The organism is Brevibacterium siliguriense, assembly GCF_900105315.1.
GTDB lineage: Bacteria > Actinomycetota > Actinomycetes > Actinomycetales > Brevibacteriaceae > Brevibacterium > Brevibacterium siliguriense.
Genome location: NZ_LT629766.1, coordinates 3,671,945 through 3,687,676, shown reverse-complemented (window position 1 = coordinate 3,687,676; position 15,732 = coordinate 3,671,945). Strand labels below are relative to the sequence as shown.

Sequence of the window (15,732 nt, the reverse complement as noted above, 5' to 3'; positions counted from 1 at the left end):
GGTAGCGTTCTCACATGGACGTCGACACTGCCCGGGAACCAACGTCGGTTCCGGATCCGCTGACCGAGATCTCTAGGTTCGGTGAGTTCCTGCGCAGTCTGGGCAAGGGCGGCACCGAGATGGAGAGGCTGGAGAGGATCACCGCCCTCGAAGAGCTCAAGTCTGCTGTCGTCGCCGCACAGTCACGGGAGGCAGTCGCCTTCGAAGCGCTGCGCATCGAGCGGGATCGACTCAACCAGGTGCCCGCGATCGATTGCGGGAAGCGCGCTGGGGACGAAGTCGGGCTGGCGAAGAAGGTCTCGCCCGGATCGGGCCGGAAGTTCCTCAGCACTGCCCGCTCCATCGTCATCGGCATGCCCAACACCTTCACAGCCCTGGCAGCAGGGGAGATCTCCGAGGACAAGGCGCGGATCATGGTCGACGAGACCGCGGTCCTCGACGCTGCGGATCGGCGCAAGGTCGATACGCGGATGAAACGCAGTCTGGAACCGTCCGGGTTGCGGAGTCTGCGTGCCGAAGCGCGGGCGCTCAGTGCGGAGATGGACGCCGAGGCGGCCGCGAAGAGGGCAGCGAATGCCGCGACCAATCGTCGTGTGACTCTGACCGTAATCGATGACGGGATGGCCAGGATCTCTGCGATTCTGCCGCTCACACAGGCTGTCGCTGCCTTTGAGAGCCTCCGTGCCGGGGCAGAGTCGATCACTGTCGCTGGTGATGCTGCCGGGCGGACTCGCCAACAAGTGGTCGCCGATACCTTCGTCGAACGGCTCAGCGGCCAGGCGAGGGCAGGGGAGGTGCCTGCGGAGATCCACCTGCTCGTCGAAGCCGAATCCCTGCTCTCCGACGGGCTCGTTCCGGCCTGGCTGCCGGGCTTCGGGCCGCTGCCGGCACGGACGGCGCGGGAATTCGTCGCCGCGAATGAAGCGAAGATGCTCATCAGCCGGATCTTCACTCGGCCCGACGACGGGCAGCTGGTGAGGATGGACGCGAAGAGCCGGGAGTTCACGGGTCGACTGCGGCAGATGATCACCTACCGTGACGATGTGTGCCGGACACCGTGGTGCGATGCGCCGATCCGGCATGCCGATCATGCCCAAGCCGTCGCAGCGGGCGGCGCCACCAGCTGGGAGAACGGTTCGGGGCTGTGCGCGTCCTGCAACTATGCGAAAGAGCATCCCGGGTGGAATCACGAGGCCTCGGCGGGCGGGCTGTGCGTCACCACGCCGAGCGGACGATCCTACGAGGTGACCACGCCCGCCGTGGTCCGCCGCATGCGGTTTCCGCGTCCCGAAGCGGTGTCCGAACCCGGAGACTCGCCGCCGGAGACCGATTGGCGACTGACCTTCTCTCGGTTCCTCGAACCGCAGCGAGATGAGCAGACGCAACCGGACGAGTCGCCGCCGGGTGAGGAGCCGCGCACCACTGAGGATCTTCCGGTTGGGTTCCAGTCGACCAGCCCGAGATTCGTCCTGCCCGAGAACCTGCCGCCGCAGTACTGCACTCGTGCGGAGAAGGTCGCAGACTGGCGCAGACGCAATGCGCACCGGCGGCCGACTGCAGAGGAGTGTGGAGGAAGCTCGGTCGAGATGCAACTGGTGCAGGTGGTGTTCGGACCCGACTGAGCCGCGTGTCGGATCTGCAACATCGCGGGAACACCTGTCACATGGGTACTGCAGAGAATCGTGGTTATGGACAGGGCAGGCAGGAACGGAAGCACACCACTGACGACAGCGCGGGGGCGAAGTCTCAATCTCGTGGCGCGAGTGCTTCCCTTGGCGGCGGTGGCCTGCTGGGTGATCACGATCTTCGTGCCGGTCCTCGACAGCAGGGGCACCGAATCGATGCGGATCCGTGTGACATCGCTCGGGTTCTCGCCCATCGACATGAACGATCTCGACGAGGTCTACCTCGTGCTCTGGATCATCATTCTCGCCGGTGCGTTCACCGCTTGGCTGCTGTCCGCATCGAAGTGGTGGTCGATCGGGGCCATTGTTCTGGGCACAGTGCTGGGTCTGCGACTTCTGCAGATGGTCGCGGATCCGCCGATCATGGTGTGGGACGGGCAGACGGCCGACGGCATGCCCACCGGCGGAATGGAAGTCGCCTATCCGGCTGCAGGCTTCGGACTCTGGGTGTTTGGGAGCGTTCTGTTCTTCGCCGCAGGCATCTGTGGGCTGGTCGCGGCTGCCCAACAGGATCACTACCGTCGCGAACGCATCAAACGCTGCATGTCGAAGCGCCATGGTCCCGCCGCGTGAGACCCGAACCGGCCGGCTCAGGGGCCGACGAGCAGCAGACGGCAGATCGCTGCTGCGCTCTTCCTCACCGTCCGGTCTCGGCCCGCTTCGCGCCCGTGGCCGGACACCTTCGGACGCCTGTGGTCAGTCGGAACTCTCTTTCTGAGCGTCTGCGTCTTCCTCATATTGGCGGACTCATTGGCGAATGCGCCGACGCTTATGTGGGACGCTGTCGATGATCAGGGACGGCCGATCTTCGGGATGGTCGTCGCCGAACCGGCGATGGGTGCAGGACTCTGGGCCATCGGGGGACTCTGTCTGCTGGCTGCGGGGGTCTGCGGCCTTCTCGGCGACCACCGTCGTCGACGTTTCGATCGCAGCGGCGGTCCAAGTCGACAAGCAGCCGCAGTCGGTCATGCGCAACCGAGGATCACCCCGTGGCCGCGCAGGAACCGAACGGATCGTTGGGCGGGGCGACTGCCGTGGGCTGCAGTCGCTTCTTGGGTGCTGATGATCTGGGTGACCTCGATCGGAAGGGCACCGTTCGACCTCACCGACTTCACTGGGTGATTGGAACCTTGCCGCCGACGGTGAGACCGACCCGCACTTCTACGTCCTCTGGGCGCTCGTGGTCGCCGTCGCCGGTCTGTGCCTCGCCTTCGCGACTGCCCACTGGTGGAACCTGGTGGTGCTGCTCATCGCCGCGGTGATCGGTGTGCTTCTCTTCGGCATTCTCGTCCACCCGCCGTTGATCATGTGGGGCGGACAGCTGTCCGACGGGACGCCGACCGGAGGAATGGAGATCGGCCGGCGGTCATTCGGCTTCGGGCTGTGGCTCAACGGCGCTGCGTCGCTCGCCGCCGCAGGTATCTGCGGAATCGCCGCCAGAACACAGCGCCCCCGACCATAGGTCGAGGGCGCTTGAATCTCGGCGATCGGTGAGAGGACTGAGCCTCGCGGACGTCATTTCACGGGTTCGAAGACTCCTGCGAAGTAGTCGCCGATCTCGGCATGCGCATCCAATGGGAAGATTCCCGAGACGTACTGGTCGGGGCGCACCACGACGACGGCGCCGTCGCGGCTGATCTCGCGGGCCTCGAAGATGTCCTCTTCGGGCAGGGTCGCGTAGATCTTCTCCACATACTCGAGGTCGAAGGCACCGATATGCGGACGGAAGACCTTCGGCACATCGGGAAACGCGAACTCCTTGTGCTCCTGCTGGTAGATGACGCTGAGCTCGACAAGGGCATCGAGATCCTCACCGTCACGGCGGTAGGCGACCAGGGGAGAAGCAGGATCCGATTCGAGCCACGCAGCCAGCGCCGCCACTTTCGACTCGGTGTCCGCGGAACCGTCGACGACCGGAGCGGCCCGATCGGCGAAGACATAGACTCGCCAGCGACCGTCGGCGCGTGCCTCGTGGCCGAGGTGGATGAAGTTCGCATCGCAGCTGCGCTTGACCCGAGCCGACTTGAACCGCTTGCCGATCGGGAATCCGGCGGCGAGCTCCTGATGCGTCGTCGGCGTCGTGATCATCGACTCCGCGTACTCGGTCATGAACCCGGCCGGGAACTCCGCGGTCTTGACGTAGAAGTCCTCGAGGTAGGTCTTGTCCGGCAGCTCCTCCTGCGGAGTCGCCATGAGCGTCGACCATTCCTTGTCGAAGTCGATGAGGTTCTTCGCCGCCACCTGACGTTCGGCAGAGTAGGTGCGCAGCAGCTCCGTCGACGATCGACCGGAGATGACCTGACCGAGCTTCCACGCGATGTTGAACCCGTCCTGCATCGACACGTTCATTCCCTGACCTGCCTTCGCCGAGTGCGTGTGGCAGGCATCGCCGGTGATGAACACGCGCGGGCACTGCGAGGCCGGATCGGACTCATCGGTGTCGTCGAAGGCATCCGTGAGCCTGTGCCCGACCTCGTAGACCGAATGCCAGGCAACGTTCTTCACGTCGATGCTGTAGGGCGCGATGATCGCGTTGGCCCGAGCGATGATCGCGTCGATGCCCGTCGATCGCACCTTGCGCGCATCATCTTCGGGCACCTCACCGAGGTCGACGTACATCCGGAACAGGTGGCCGCCCTCGCGGGGGATGTGGAGGATATTGCCGTGCTTCGACGAGATCGCGCACTTGGTGCGGATATCGGGGAAGTCGGAGTTCGCGAGCACGTCCATCACGCCCCAGGCATGGTTGGCCTGATCGCCGGTCATCTTCCTGCCGATCGACGACCGCACCTTCGACCGTGCACCATCGCAGCCGACGACGTAGCCTGCGCGGATGGTCCGTTCCTCACCGGCGCGCTCGCCCGCAGTGTAGCGGACAGTCACGGACACAGGATGGTCCTTCGCCGAGGCGGCCGCGGCGTCCGAATCGACCGTGAGGTCGACGAATTCGATCCCATAGTCGGGCTTGATCTTCCCGGGGGACTGGGCGGCGAACTGTGCGAAGTAGTCGAGCACACGTGCCTGGTTGACGATCAGGTGCGGGAATTCGCTGATCCCATGCTCATCGTCCTTGGGCCGACCGGTGCGGATGATGTTCTCGGGGTTCTCCGGATCCGGATTCCAGAACGACATCTCCGTGATGTGATAGCCCTCGCGCATGATTTCCTCGGCGAAGCCGAAGGCCTGGAAGGTCTCGACGGAGCGGGCCTGAATGCCGTCGGCCTGACCGATGACCAGCCGCGAATCGCGCTTCTCGATCATCCGCGTGTTCACGTTCGCGTACTGCGAGAGCTGGGCGGCCGCGATCATCCCCGCAGGACCGCTGCCGACGATGAGGACATCGACCTCATCGGGCAGATCCTCTGCGCGATCGATTCCGTACCCAGCGGCCTCTTCGATCCGCGGGTCCGCGGACACGTAGCCGTTCTGATGGAAATGCATGTCAACCTCCGGTTCTTGACACGTCGTCGTGATACTCGAATGCTATCAGTTCATATACGATCTGGTGTTTTCGGGGTGGTGGCCGTCACCGTATTCGCTCCGTCGTCGCAGGTCAGTCGTGCGGTGCCGCCTCGGTGCCGGATTCCGTCCGTGGCCGGTGGGCGCCGATCCCGATGATCGGACTCACCGCCTGCTCGTCCTCGTGGTCGGGACCGAGCGGAATGCCGGTGCGATCGCGCAGCAGCAGGGTCGCCACGAGAGCGAGCACGGCGACGACGCCCAGGTACACCGCCACCGAGGCGGTCGTTCCCGTCGACGACACAAGGGCCTTCGCGATCGTCGGAGCGAAGGCGCCGCCGAGGATCGATCCGATCGCATAGGAGACCGAGACCCCGGAGAAGCGGACGCTGGAGGGGAACAGCTCGGCGTACATCGCCGGCTGCTGGCCGTAGGTGAAGCCGAGGCCGACTGTGAGGACGACCAGCCCGAGCAGGAGCATGCCCACCGAGCCGGTGTTGACCAGCGGGAACAGGCTGAAGATGCCGACGAGCAGAAGCACCCAGCCGAGGATGTAGGTGTTTCGACGCCCGATCTTGTCCGAGACAGCGCCCGCGATGATCGTCACCACCAGCCAGGACACCGCCGAGGCGGCGACGGCCCAGAGCACGGGACCGCGCTCGAGGCCGATGGGTCCGGCCGGATCCGTGGCATAGTTCTGGATGTATCCGCCGGTGGTCATGTATCCCGCGGCGTTGTTGCCCATGAAGACGAGCGACGCGAGGATGACTAGCAGCCAGTGGCCCTTGATGAGCGTGCCCAGCGGGTTCGTCACCTGCTCCTTGCGCTCGGCGATCTCGTGGAAGACGGGGGATTCCTCGACTCCGCGGCGGATCCAGTAGCCGATGAAGACGAGCACGATGGAGAGGAAGAACGGCACTCGCCAGCCCCATTCGAGGAAGGCATCGCCGGGGGCTATCGACGTCATCAGGGCGAGCACACCGGAGGACAGCAGGAGTCCGATGGACACTCCGATCTGCGGGAAGGATCCGCGCAGTCCGCGTGACTTCTCATCGGCGTGCTCGACGGCGAGCAGAACGGCTCCGCCCCATTCTCCGCCCGCCGATATTCCCTGGACGATGCGCAGGACGATGAGCAGGATCGGTGCCAGGACGCCGGCGGATTCGAAGGTCGGCAGGAAGCCGATGAGTGCTGTTGCAGCACCCATGGCGATGAGGGTGATGATGAGGACCACCCGGCGGCCGAGCTTGTCGCCGAAGTGTCCGGCGAGGAAGGCGCCCAGGGGCGGAAGAGGAAGCTGATTCCGACCGTCGCGAAGGCGACCATGGTCGAGAGCGTCGATCCGAGCGGGCTGAAGAAGAGCTGGTTGAAGATCAGCCCTGAGGCCGCCGCATAGAGGAAGTAGTCGTACCACTCGATGCTCGTGCCGACGATCGTCGCGAACGCCACCCGGGTCTGAGTGTGCTTCTGTGCTGCCATGACTCCTGTGTCCTGTCGTGCGTCTGCAGTGCAGTCCGGCCGCATTCTCTGTGGCCTGGATTACTTGTCCTCCGGAACCGTATCATATACGATCTGTGGTGAAGCCAATCGAAATGAGGTGTGAGATCGATGTCGACTCCTGTAGGTGTTCCCGCCCGTCCGGGCAAGATCATTGCCGTTCATGTGGCCTACGAGTCCCGTGCCGCACAGCGAGGAAAACGTCCCGCCCAGCCGTCCTACTTCCTCAAGGCCGCCAGCTCCGTCGCAGCCTCCGGGCAGACCATCGAGCGCCCCGCAGGCACCTCGCTGCTCGCCTTCGAAGGTGAGGTCGCCATCGTCATCGGCACTTCCGCGCGCAACGTCACCGAGGCCGACGCCTGGTCCTATGTGGCAGGCGTGACCGCGTCGAACGACTTCGGCCTCTACGATATGAAGACCCCGGACAAGGGATCGAACGTGCGCTCGAAGAGCCGCGACGGCTATACCCCGCTGGGACCCGAGCTCATCCCCGCCGCCGAGGCGGCTCCCGACTCCCTGCGCCTGCGCACCTGGGTCAACGGCGAAGTCGTCCAGGACGACGGCACACGCGCCGATCAGCTCATCTTCACTCTCCCGCGCATTGTCGCGGACCTCAGCCAGCACCTGACCCTCGAACCCGGTGATGTCATCCTCACCGGCACCCCGGCCGGCTCTTCCGTCGTCGTCCCCGGCGACACGGTCGAGGTCGAGGTCACGGCCGCCTCGGCGAATGGGGAGGAACTGAGCTCCGGTCGCCTCACCACCACGGTCGTCGAAGGTCCCGGCGACTTCGACGAAGCCCTTGGCAGCCTGCCCGCTGTGAACGAATCTTTGACGGTAGATGCCTGGGGCTCACGCGAAGCCGCCGGTCTGGCACCGGCAGGAAGCGCCGATGGCACGTCGGCGACCGGACTCGACGCTGGCCTCATCGCCAAACTCACCGAAGCACCGACCGCCGGACTGTCCGCTCAGCTGCGCGCCCGCGGGCTCAATAACGTCGTCATCGAAGGCGTGGCCCCACTGAAGCCGGGCGCGAAGATCGTCGGCACCGCGAAGACCCTGCGCTTCGTGCCCAACCGCGAAGACCTCTTCAAAACCCACGGCGGTGGGTACAACGCGCAGAAGCAGGCATTCGACTCCATCCGCCCCGGTGAGGTCATCGTCATCGAAGCCCGCGGCGAATCCGGTTCGGGCACCCTCGGCGACATCCTCGCCCTGCGCGCGAAGTCGCTCGGCGCCGCGGGAGTCATCACCGACGGGGGAGTCCGCGACTCCGCCGAGGTCGCCGGCATCCTGCCCGTCTTCGCCACCGCGAAGAACCCCGCGGTGCTCGGCCGCCGTCACGTCCCATGGGAATCGGACGTGGCCGTGGCCTGTGGAAACGCCACCGTTCTGCCCGGCGATGTCATCGTCGCCGACGATGACGGAGCCATCGTCATTCCAAGTGACCTCGTCGAAGAAGTCGTCGACGCGGCATTGGCCAAGGAGGTCGAGGACGGCTGGGTGGCCGAACAGGTAGCCGCCGGCAATCCGGTCGAAGGACTCTTCCCGCCGAAGGGCGAATGGAAGACGAAGTTCGACGAGTGGAAGGCCTCCCGGTGACCGTCACCGCCTCGCTGAGCAAGGCCGAGATCGCATATCGGTGGATCCGCGAGCGCGTAGCCGACCAGACGTACCAGCCCGGGCACAAGCTCGTGCTCGCGCAGATCGCACTCGAACTCGACACCTCCGTGGTGCCGGTGCGCGAGGCCATCCGCCGGCTGGAAGCCGACGGACTCGTGACCTTCGAACGCAATATCGGGGCCCGCGTGGCCATGGTCGATCAGGGGTCCTACACTCAGTCGATGGAAACGGTCGCGATCCTCGAGGCCGCGGCCGTCGCCCAAGCCCAGAGCCGCCTCGGCGCTGAAGATCTCGATGCGGCGGAGCAGATCAACGATCGGATGCGGGCGCTGCTCGATGATTTCGAACCGGCCGAGTTCACCCGGCTCAACCACGAGTTCCACGAAACGCTCTATCGGCGCTGCCCGAACGAGCGGCTGTGCACCCTCGTCGAACTCGAATGGGACCGACTCAACCACCTGCGGGATTCGACGTTCTCCTTCGTCCCCGAGCGGGCGTTGGAATCGGTGGAGGAGCACTCTCGCATAGTCGCCCTCATCCGGGCCCGTGCCTCGGCGCAGGAAGTCGAACGGGCTGTGCGCGAGCACCGTTCGGCCACACTGCACAGCTTCCAGAACGCCCAGTCCACCGCCGCCGCGACCACAGATCTGAACACTGATTCAAGAAAGGACAATTCATGACACAGTCCACCACCCCACCGGCAGACATACCGGAGAAGATCCGCCACTACATCAACGGAGAATTCGTCGATTCCATCGACGGAGACGAGTTCGACGTCCTCAACCCGGTGACGAACGAGCCCTACATCAAGGCCGCCTCGGGGAAGAAGGCCGATATCGAAGCCGCTGTCGCCTCGGCGAAGAAGGCGTTCGACGAGGGCCCGTGGCCGAAGATGCTGCCGCGTGAACGTGCCCGCATCCTCAATAACATCGCCGACATCGTCGAGTCTCGCAAGGACGAACTCGCCGCGATGGAGTCCTTCGACTCCGGTCTGCCGATCACCCAGGCCAAGGGCCAGGCGGCACGTGCAGCGGAGAACTTCCGCTTCTTCGCCGACCTCATCGTCGCCCAGGTCGACGATGCCTTCAAGGTTCCCGGCCGCCAGGCGAACTACGTCAACCGCAAGCCGATCGGCGTGGCCGGACTCATCACTCCGTGGAACACCCCGTTCATGCTTGAATCCTGGAAGCTGGGACCGGCGATCGCGACCGGCAACACCGTTGTACTCAAGCCCGCCGAGTTCACCCCGCTCTCTGCCTCCCTGTGGCCGGGCATCTTCGAAGAGGCCGGACTGCCCACCGGTGTCTTCAACATGGTCAACGGCTTCGGTGAGGAGGGCTTCGCCGGCGATTCGCTTGTCAAGCACCCCGATGTTCCGCTCATCTCCTTCACCGGCGAATCGAGCACCGGACAGACGATCTTCGCCAATGCCGCACCCTGGCTCAAGGGTCTGTCGATGGAGCTCGGCGGAAAGTCCCCGGCCGTCGTCTTCGCCGACGCGGACCTCGATGCCGCCGTCAACGCCACGATCTTCGGTGTCTTCTCCCTCAATGGGGAGCGCTGCACCGCCGGTTCGCGCATCCTCGTCGAAGAATCGATCTACGACGAATTCGTCGAGCGCTACGCCGCCCAGGCCAAGCGCGTGAAGGTCGGTCTGCCCTCGGATCCCGCGACCGAGGTGGCCGCGCTCGTTCACCCCGAGCACTATGAGAAGGTCATGTCCTACGTCGAGATCGGCAAGTCCGAGGCCCGCCTCGTCGCCGGCGGCGGACGTCCCGAGGGCTTCGAGACCGGAAACTTCGTCCAGCCGACCGTGTTCGCCGATGTGAAGCCCGACGCGCGGATCTTCCAGGAGGAGATCTTCGGGCCCGTCGTCGCGATCACTCCGTTCTCCTCCGACGAGGAGGCCCTGGAGTTGGCGAACAACACGAAGTACGGTCTGGCCGCCTATATCTGGACCTCGGACCTCAAGCGCGCCCACAACTTCTCCCAGGCTGTGGAGTCGGGAATGGTGTGGCTGAACTCGAACAACGTCCGCGACCTGCGCACCCCTTTCGGCGGTGTCAAGGCCTCGGGCCTCGGCCACGAGGGCGGCTACCGGTCGATCGACTTCTACACGGAGCAGCAGTCCGTGCACATCAACCTCGGCGAGGTCCACAACCCCGTCTTCGGAAAGCAGTGAGGCAGCCATGACGAAACGCACTGATATGACCCGGACCTCGGCCGGCTATTTCGTCAGCCAGGAGACGACCATCGCTACCGACAACCCGGTCGCTACTCCGCAGGCGAGTCCGCCCGACATCCTCCGGTGTGCCTATATGGAACTCGTCGTCACCGACCTCGCCGCCTCGCGGGAGTTCTACGTCGACGTGCTCGGACTCTACGTCACCGAAGAGGACGAGAACACTCTCTACCTGCGCTCGACGGAGGAGTTCATCCACCACAATCTCGTCCTGCGCAAGGGTGAGGTCGCTGCCGTGGCCGCGTTCTCCTACCGGGTGCGCAGCCCGGAAGAGCTCGACAAGGCCGTGGCCTTCTACACCGAACTCGGCTGCGATGTCCGTCGCAATCCCGACGGCTTCGTCAAGGGTGTGGGCGACTCCGTGCGGGTGGTCGACCCGCTGGGCTTCCCGTACGAGTTCTTCTACCAGGCAGACCACGTCGAACGCATGTCGTGGCGCTATGACCTGCACATCCCCGGCGAACTCGTCCGTCTCGACCACTTCAACCAGGTCACCCCGGATGTGCCGCGGGCGGTGAAGTACATGCAGGACCTCGGCTTCCGTGTCACGGAGGACATCCAGGACGAGGAGGGAACGGTCTATGCCGCATGGATGCGCCGCAAGGCCACCGTCCACGACACGGCGATGACCGGCGGTGACGGACCGCGCATGCACCATGTCTGCTTCGCCACGCATGAGAAGCACAACATCCTGGCCATCTGCGACAAGCTCGGTGCCTTGCGCCGGTCCGATTCGATCGAGCGCGGACCCGGCCGCCATGGAGTCTCGAATGCGTTCTACCTGTACCTTCGCGACCCCGACGGCCACCGTGTCGAGGTGTACACGCAGGACTATTACACCGGCGATCCGGACAACCCGGTCATCACCTGGGATGTCCACGACAATCAGCGCCGCGACTGGTGGGGCAATCCTGTCGTGCCGTCCTGGTACACAGACGCCTCCCTCGTCCTCGATCTCGACGGCAACCCGCAGCCCGTGCATGCCCGCACGGACGATTCGGAGATGGCCGTGACGATCGGTGCCGACGGGTTCTCCTACACCCGCGCGGATGAGAATGAGGGCAAGCTGGGCAACCAGCTCTGAAAGGAATCCACATGCTCGATGAGGCAACGATCGCGGCCATCGCCGACGATCTCGCTCAAGCGGAGCGGACGCGATCGAAGATCGGTCTGCTCACCGCGAAGTTTCCGGACATGACGGTCGAGGACTCCTATGCGGTGCAGAACGAATGGCGCCGCCGCGGTGAAGCCGCCGGCCGTCGGCTCTATGGTCACAAGATCGGTCTGACCTCGAAGCCGATGCAGCAGGCCACCGGGATCACCGAACCCGACTACGGGGCGATCTTCGCTGACCAGGTGTATGACACCGGGTCCGTGATCGATCATTCGCAGTATTCGGGCGTGCGCATCGAGGTCGAACTCGCCTTCGTGCTGCGAGACGAACTGCGCGGACCCGATGTCAGTCTCTTCGACGTCCTCCGCGCTACCGAGTACGTCGTCCCCGCACTTGAGGTCCTGTCCTCTCGCATCGAGATGGAAGGCCGCACGATCGTCGACACCATCTCGGACAATGCGGCACTGGGCGCGATGGTCCTCGGCGGTCGCCCGGTCGCTGTCGATGCCGTCGATCTGCGCCGGGTGAATGCCCTGCTCTATCGCAATGAGACGATCGAGGACTCCGGTGTCGCCGCCGCCGTGCTCGATCATCCGGCCCGCGGAATCGTGTGGTTGGCGAACAAGCTCGCCGAACACGGCGATGTGCTGCAGGCCGGAGAGACCGTGCTCGCCGGATCGTTCACCCGCCCCATGTGGGTCCACCCCGGCGACACCGTCCACGCCGACTACGGAGAGTTGGGAGTCATCACATGCCGTTTCGAGTAGAACTTCCGCAGACCTTCTCAGACCGTGTGACCGGGCTCGGCGATGGCGAGTACCTGGCCGGGATGTGGGTGTGCTCGGGTTCCCCCGTGGCCGCCGAGATCGCTGCCGCCTCGGGGATGCAGTGGGTTCTCATCGATGCCGAGCATTCCCCGATCGGACTCGAGACCACGACGAGTCTGCTGCGTGCGATGAACGGTTACCCTGCGACCCCCGTCGTGCGGGTTCCGGTGAATGACCGGGTGCTCATCAAGCAGTACCTCGACCTCGGCGCGCAGAATCTGCTCGTGCCGATGGTCGACACGAAATCCGACGCCGAGGCGGCTGTGGCGGCCGTCCATTATCAGCCGAGAGGTGTGCGCGGGGTCGGCTCAGCCCTGGCCAGGGCCTCCCGGTGGAATGCCGTGGACGGGTACCTGGGCCGGGCCGAGGAACTCGTGTCACTGACTGTGCAGATCGAATCGGCGACTGCGGTCGACAATGCCGCCGAGATCGCCGCGGTCGACGGAATCGACCAGATCTTCGTCGGTCCCTCAGACCTGGCTGCATCGATGGGGCTGCTCGGTCAGCAGACTCATCCGGACGTCACCGATGCGGTGGCACGGACGCTCGAGGCGGTGAAGGCTGCCGGCAAACCTGTCGGTGTCAACGCCTTCGATCCCGAGCAGGCACGGAAGTACCTGGAAGCCGGAGCGTCCTTCGTCCTTGTCGGCGCCGATGTCGGTCTGATGATGAACGGTGCCCGCGCTTGGGCCGACACTTGGGTTCAGGACTGAGCACACCTCACCCCGACCGTGCCCTGCGGTCGGGGGTGACGTGTTCTCACGGCCTACTATTCTCTGTCGCGGCGGCTGCCGGAGATCAGCAGGATCGTCGATCCGAGCCCGACGAGGACGATGCCCAGACCGATGAGCATGCCGTTGCCTGTCGTGCCGGTGCGGGGCAGTTCACCTGATGAAACCGTGGCGGCGGGGGCCTCCGGGGTGTCAGCGACCGGTTCGGCCGAAGGGGTCTCGGGCTTCTCCGGGGCTTCCGGCTGCTCGGGTGGGGCCGGAGGTGTGCTCGGCATATCCGGCTGTTCCGGTGGAGCCGGCGGCTTGCTCGGCTCTTCCGACGGCGTCGGCGGAGCCGGGGGAGCGGACGGCTTCTCTTCGGGCAGACGGTGCACTGTTTCGGCGGGGACGCCCCAGTCGCTCGTCCACTCCGCGTTGACGTCGCTGCCCTCGATCGTCGTCACATAGGTGACCCAGCCGACGGGCATATCGATCGGCTCCGTGTCGATTTCGACGTGTCCCTTCTCGTCGGCGTTGACGGTGAAGTCCTGCACGGACAGCTCCGTGCCGTCGGGCTCTTTCGACTGCTCGGGTTCGCTCTCCACGTGGTAGGCAGTGACGACGAGGACGGCCTCCGAACCCGGCCGCAGACCGGTCACAGCCACCTCGTCGTGGGTCGACGTGCCCTCAAGCACCGCCTCGGTGTCGGCTGTCGGAGTCCACGGGACGAACCCGGTCTCACGAGGTTGGCCGTGGATTCCCTTCCATTCCTTCGTCGCCTTGTCCCCGGCGATCGTCTCGGTGAAGTACAGCCAACCGCGGAAGTCCTCGGGCACGGTGACCTCGTCGGACGTGTGGGTGCCGTTGCCGACATCTTTCGAGGTCACGGATCCGATTTCGCGAGCGTCATCGTTCTTGATGCCCTGCCTCGGTGCCGTCGCGGTCTGCCACAGGGTGTGTTCGACGGTGACCGTGTGGTCACCGATGAGGCCGGAGACGGTGAATTCGTCGGTGACCGTCTCACCCGGTGTCGGCGTCTGGTCGGAGATCTCGGTGGTCACCTTCGGCTGGGAACTCAGGTCCAGTGACGCCTTGTCCGTGACGGAATCGGGGGTGTCCGGGGTGATCACCCGTTGGACCCGCGTGCCGGACGTCGGTTCGAAGACCCGCACTGTCTGCGGGGCGACCTTCGCCGAGGCGGTCACTGACAGAGTGCCGGGTGCGCTCGCCTGCAGCGTCGTGGCCACGGGTTCCTTCCCCGTGGTCACGGTCGTCGGAGCTTTCGCAGCTCCGGCGACATTCAGCGTGACGGGAACGTCGGGGACCTGCGCTCCCGAGGCACTGGTCAGCGAGACCGCCAACGTCGCCTCATCGGTAGGAGTGCCGAGGACCTTAGGCCGTTTGTCGTCGGCCTTGTCGCTGTCGGGTCTGTCGGAGGCCCAGGAGTCAGGAGAAGAGGCGGACTCCGGGGCGGCATAGGGCTCGAGCACGGGCATGCGCATGACCGGCTCAAGGCTGATGTCGAGGGTGTAGGGGCCGGCCAACTTCTTCGCCTCGGCGAGGATCGTCGAGTGCTTCTTCGCAGCACCGGAGAACTTCTTACCGAGATCGGCCGGCTTCTGTGGCGGTACCTTGTGATCGTGGGGGAGCGCTTTGTCGAGGCGGGCCATCGCGCTCAACGCGGCCTGCACATCTTTCGACGTCGATCCGGCATATTCGTGGAGTGCCCACGCTGTGCGAGCTGAGGCGACCGTGTCGGCCTTCGCATTCTTGAAGTACTTCGGCAGCGGAGACTTCTTGCCCGCATCGATGCAGTAGGCGGAGGCATCGGGGAAGGTTCGGTAGGAGCCGTACCAGGTCTTGCCCTGCTTCGCGTGGTGCCAGATGCCCGGCCCGTAGGCATTGGGGGCGGTGAGAACCGGAACCTCGCCGAGGCTGGCCGGAGGTCCCGCGGCCATGGCCGGTCCCAGCCCGATGAGTGAGGCAACTGTGAGGACGGTGAGGAGCAGCGCGGTGCGCAGCGATGCGAGTCTGAGAGTAGTCATGGACCGATTCGACACGGAGAGCCTCGTGTCGGACTAGGGCTGATCGAGGGGCTGTGGATAGTACTTTGAGCATCCACAGGCTGTGATGTGCGAGTGGTCATCGTGCCGATCTCCGGAGGGAGGGGAGTGGACCCGGGAAGAACGGCAGTGGCTGGCTCGTGTGGTGGGTGATGCCGACCGTCGGACGACGGACGAATGGCCCGTGGAGCTTTCACCGTCGTCTGGTTCCTCCGCCGACATCGAGTCGACGAAACTGCGCCCGTCCACAGTCGAAAATGGTTGAGTGGGGAGTGGGAGGTCGTTTGAAGAACGTGACAGTCGGCTGAAGTGTTGCTGGACGGATACACGACGAGGCCGTCGACGGTGGGCTTGGACTCTAGACTGAGGTGAGCGGATTTTCCCCATTGCAGAAGGACGAACTATGTCGGCACAGAACGGTCCCGGTTCGCAGAGACCTCAGCCGCCCCAGGTGCAGGGCCCACCGAACCCCAACGTTCCCCCTGCCCACGGCCAAGTGCCACAACAGGGCC

At 65.0% G+C, this 15,732-nt stretch carries 12 protein-coding genes and 1 pseudogene; 10 read left to right on the top strand and 3 right to left on the bottom strand.

Translation table 11 applies throughout. From position 1 onward, the window contains the following. Window positions 1-14 precede the first annotated feature (14 nt). The 4 genes from BLU88_RS16585 to BLU88_RS16570 all read left to right on the top strand — a co-directional run bounded on the left by BLU88_RS16585 (window position 15) and on the right by BLU88_RS16570 (window position 3,147). Window positions 15-1,622 (top strand): HNH endonuclease, encoded by a 1,608-nt coding sequence (locus tag BLU88_RS16585; RefSeq protein WP_092016407.1) that lies wholly within the window; start codon window positions 15-17, stop codon window positions 1,620-1,622. Window positions 1,623-1,754: 132 nt separating this feature from the next. Further along, the gene (locus BLU88_RS16580; RefSeq protein WP_157689175.1) at window positions 1,755-2,258 is read left to right on the top strand and encodes a hypothetical protein; all 504 of its coding nucleotides are present in this window, start codon (window positions 1,755-1,757) and stop codon (window positions 2,256-2,258) included. Window positions 2,259-2,435: 177 nt separating this feature from the next. Beyond that, entirely contained in the window at window positions 2,436-2,807 is a 372-nt protein-coding gene (locus BLU88_RS16575; protein ID WP_167356909.1) for a hypothetical protein, read from the top strand. A gap of 58 nt (window positions 2,808-2,865) precedes the next feature. Next, complete coding sequence (locus tag BLU88_RS16570; protein WP_092016398.1) at window positions 2,866-3,147, top strand: hypothetical protein; 282 nt, start codon at window positions 2,866-2,868, stop codon at window positions 3,145-3,147. A gap of 53 nt (window positions 3,148-3,200) precedes the next feature. On the opposite strand, the gene BLU88_RS16565 is transcribed toward BLU88_RS16570, so the two are convergent. Both BLU88_RS16565 and BLU88_RS16560 read right to left on the bottom strand, forming a co-directional pair. Next, window positions 3,201-5,126: an FAD-dependent monooxygenase gene (locus BLU88_RS16565; protein WP_092016395.1), complete on the bottom strand. Its 1,926-nt coding sequence runs from the start codon at window positions 5,124-5,126 to the stop codon at window positions 3,201-3,203. A 112-nt stretch (window positions 5,127-5,238) separates the two neighbouring features. After that, window positions 5,239-6,623, bottom strand: a pseudogene (locus BLU88_RS16560) (MFS transporter). Window positions 6,624-6,752: 129 nt separating this feature from the next. Between BLU88_RS16560 and BLU88_RS16555 the strand changes: the two are divergent. The 6 genes from BLU88_RS16555 to BLU88_RS16530 are packed head-to-tail and all read left to right on the top strand — an operon-like array spanning window position 6,753 to window position 13,160. After that, entirely contained in the window at window positions 6,753-8,243 is a 1,491-nt protein-coding gene (locus BLU88_RS16555) for a fumarylacetoacetate hydrolase family protein (RefSeq protein ID WP_092016392.1), read from the top strand. Further along, window positions 8,240-8,944, top strand: a complete 705-nt coding sequence (locus BLU88_RS16550; protein WP_231939475.1) for a GntR family transcriptional regulator — start codon at window positions 8,240-8,242, stop codon at window positions 8,942-8,944. The genes BLU88_RS16555 and BLU88_RS16550 overlap by 4 nt, the downstream gene beginning before the upstream one ends. Continuing rightward, window positions 8,941-10,446: a 5-carboxymethyl-2-hydroxymuconate semialdehyde dehydrogenase gene (hpaE, locus tag BLU88_RS16545; protein WP_092016386.1), complete on the top strand. Its 1,506-nt coding sequence runs from the start codon at window positions 8,941-8,943 to the stop codon at window positions 10,444-10,446. Before BLU88_RS16550 ends, hpaE begins: the two co-directional genes overlap by 4 nt. Window positions 10,447-10,453: 7 nt before the next feature. Continuing rightward, window positions 10,454-11,590 (top strand): 3,4-dihydroxyphenylacetate 2,3-dioxygenase, encoded by a 1,137-nt coding sequence (gene hpaD / locus BLU88_RS16540; protein ID WP_092016384.1) that lies wholly within the window; start codon window positions 10,454-10,456, stop codon window positions 11,588-11,590. A gap of 11 nt (window positions 11,591-11,601) precedes the next feature. Beyond that, the gene (locus tag BLU88_RS16535) at window positions 11,602-12,387 is read left to right on the top strand and encodes a fumarylacetoacetate hydrolase family protein (RefSeq protein ID WP_092016381.1); all 786 of its coding nucleotides are present in this window, start codon (window positions 11,602-11,604) and stop codon (window positions 12,385-12,387) included. Next, window positions 12,372-13,160 (top strand): HpcH/HpaI aldolase family protein, encoded by a 789-nt coding sequence (locus BLU88_RS16530; protein ID WP_092016379.1) that lies wholly within the window; start codon window positions 12,372-12,374, stop codon window positions 13,158-13,160. The genes BLU88_RS16535 and BLU88_RS16530 overlap by 16 nt, the downstream gene beginning before the upstream one ends. 56 nt (window positions 13,161-13,216) lie before the next feature. On the opposite strand, the gene BLU88_RS16525 is transcribed toward BLU88_RS16530, so the two are convergent. Next, window positions 13,217-15,202: an LPXTG cell wall anchor domain-containing protein gene (locus BLU88_RS16525; protein WP_092016376.1), complete on the bottom strand. Its 1,986-nt coding sequence runs from the start codon at window positions 15,200-15,202 to the stop codon at window positions 13,217-13,219. Window positions 15,203-15,732 lie beyond the last annotated feature (530 nt).

Coding starts and splice junctions, on each gene's coding strand:
- BLU88_RS16565 (WP_092016395.1), bottom strand. CDS start 5,126: ATGCATTTCCATCAGAACGGCTACGTGTCCGCGGACCCGCGGATCGAA.
- hpaE (WP_092016386.1), top strand. CDS start 8,941: ATGACACAGTCCACCACCCCACCGGCAGACATACCGGAGAAGATCCGC.
- BLU88_RS16585 (WP_092016407.1), top strand. CDS start 15: ATGGACGTCGACACTGCCCGGGAACCAACGTCGGTTCCGGATCCGCTG.
- BLU88_RS16555 (WP_092016392.1), top strand. CDS start 6,753: ATGTCGACTCCTGTAGGTGTTCCCGCCCGTCCGGGCAAGATCATTGCC.
- hpaD (WP_092016384.1), top strand. CDS start 10,454: ATGACGAAACGCACTGATATGACCCGGACCTCGGCCGGCTATTTCGTC.
- BLU88_RS16535 (WP_092016381.1), top strand. CDS start 11,602: ATGCTCGATGAGGCAACGATCGCGGCCATCGCCGACGATCTCGCTCAA.
- BLU88_RS16530 (WP_092016379.1), top strand. CDS start 12,372: ATGCCGTTTCGAGTAGAACTTCCGCAGACCTTCTCAGACCGTGTGACC.
- BLU88_RS16525 (WP_092016376.1), bottom strand. CDS start 15,202: ATGACTACTCTCAGACTCGCATCGCTGCGCACCGCGCTGCTCCTCACC.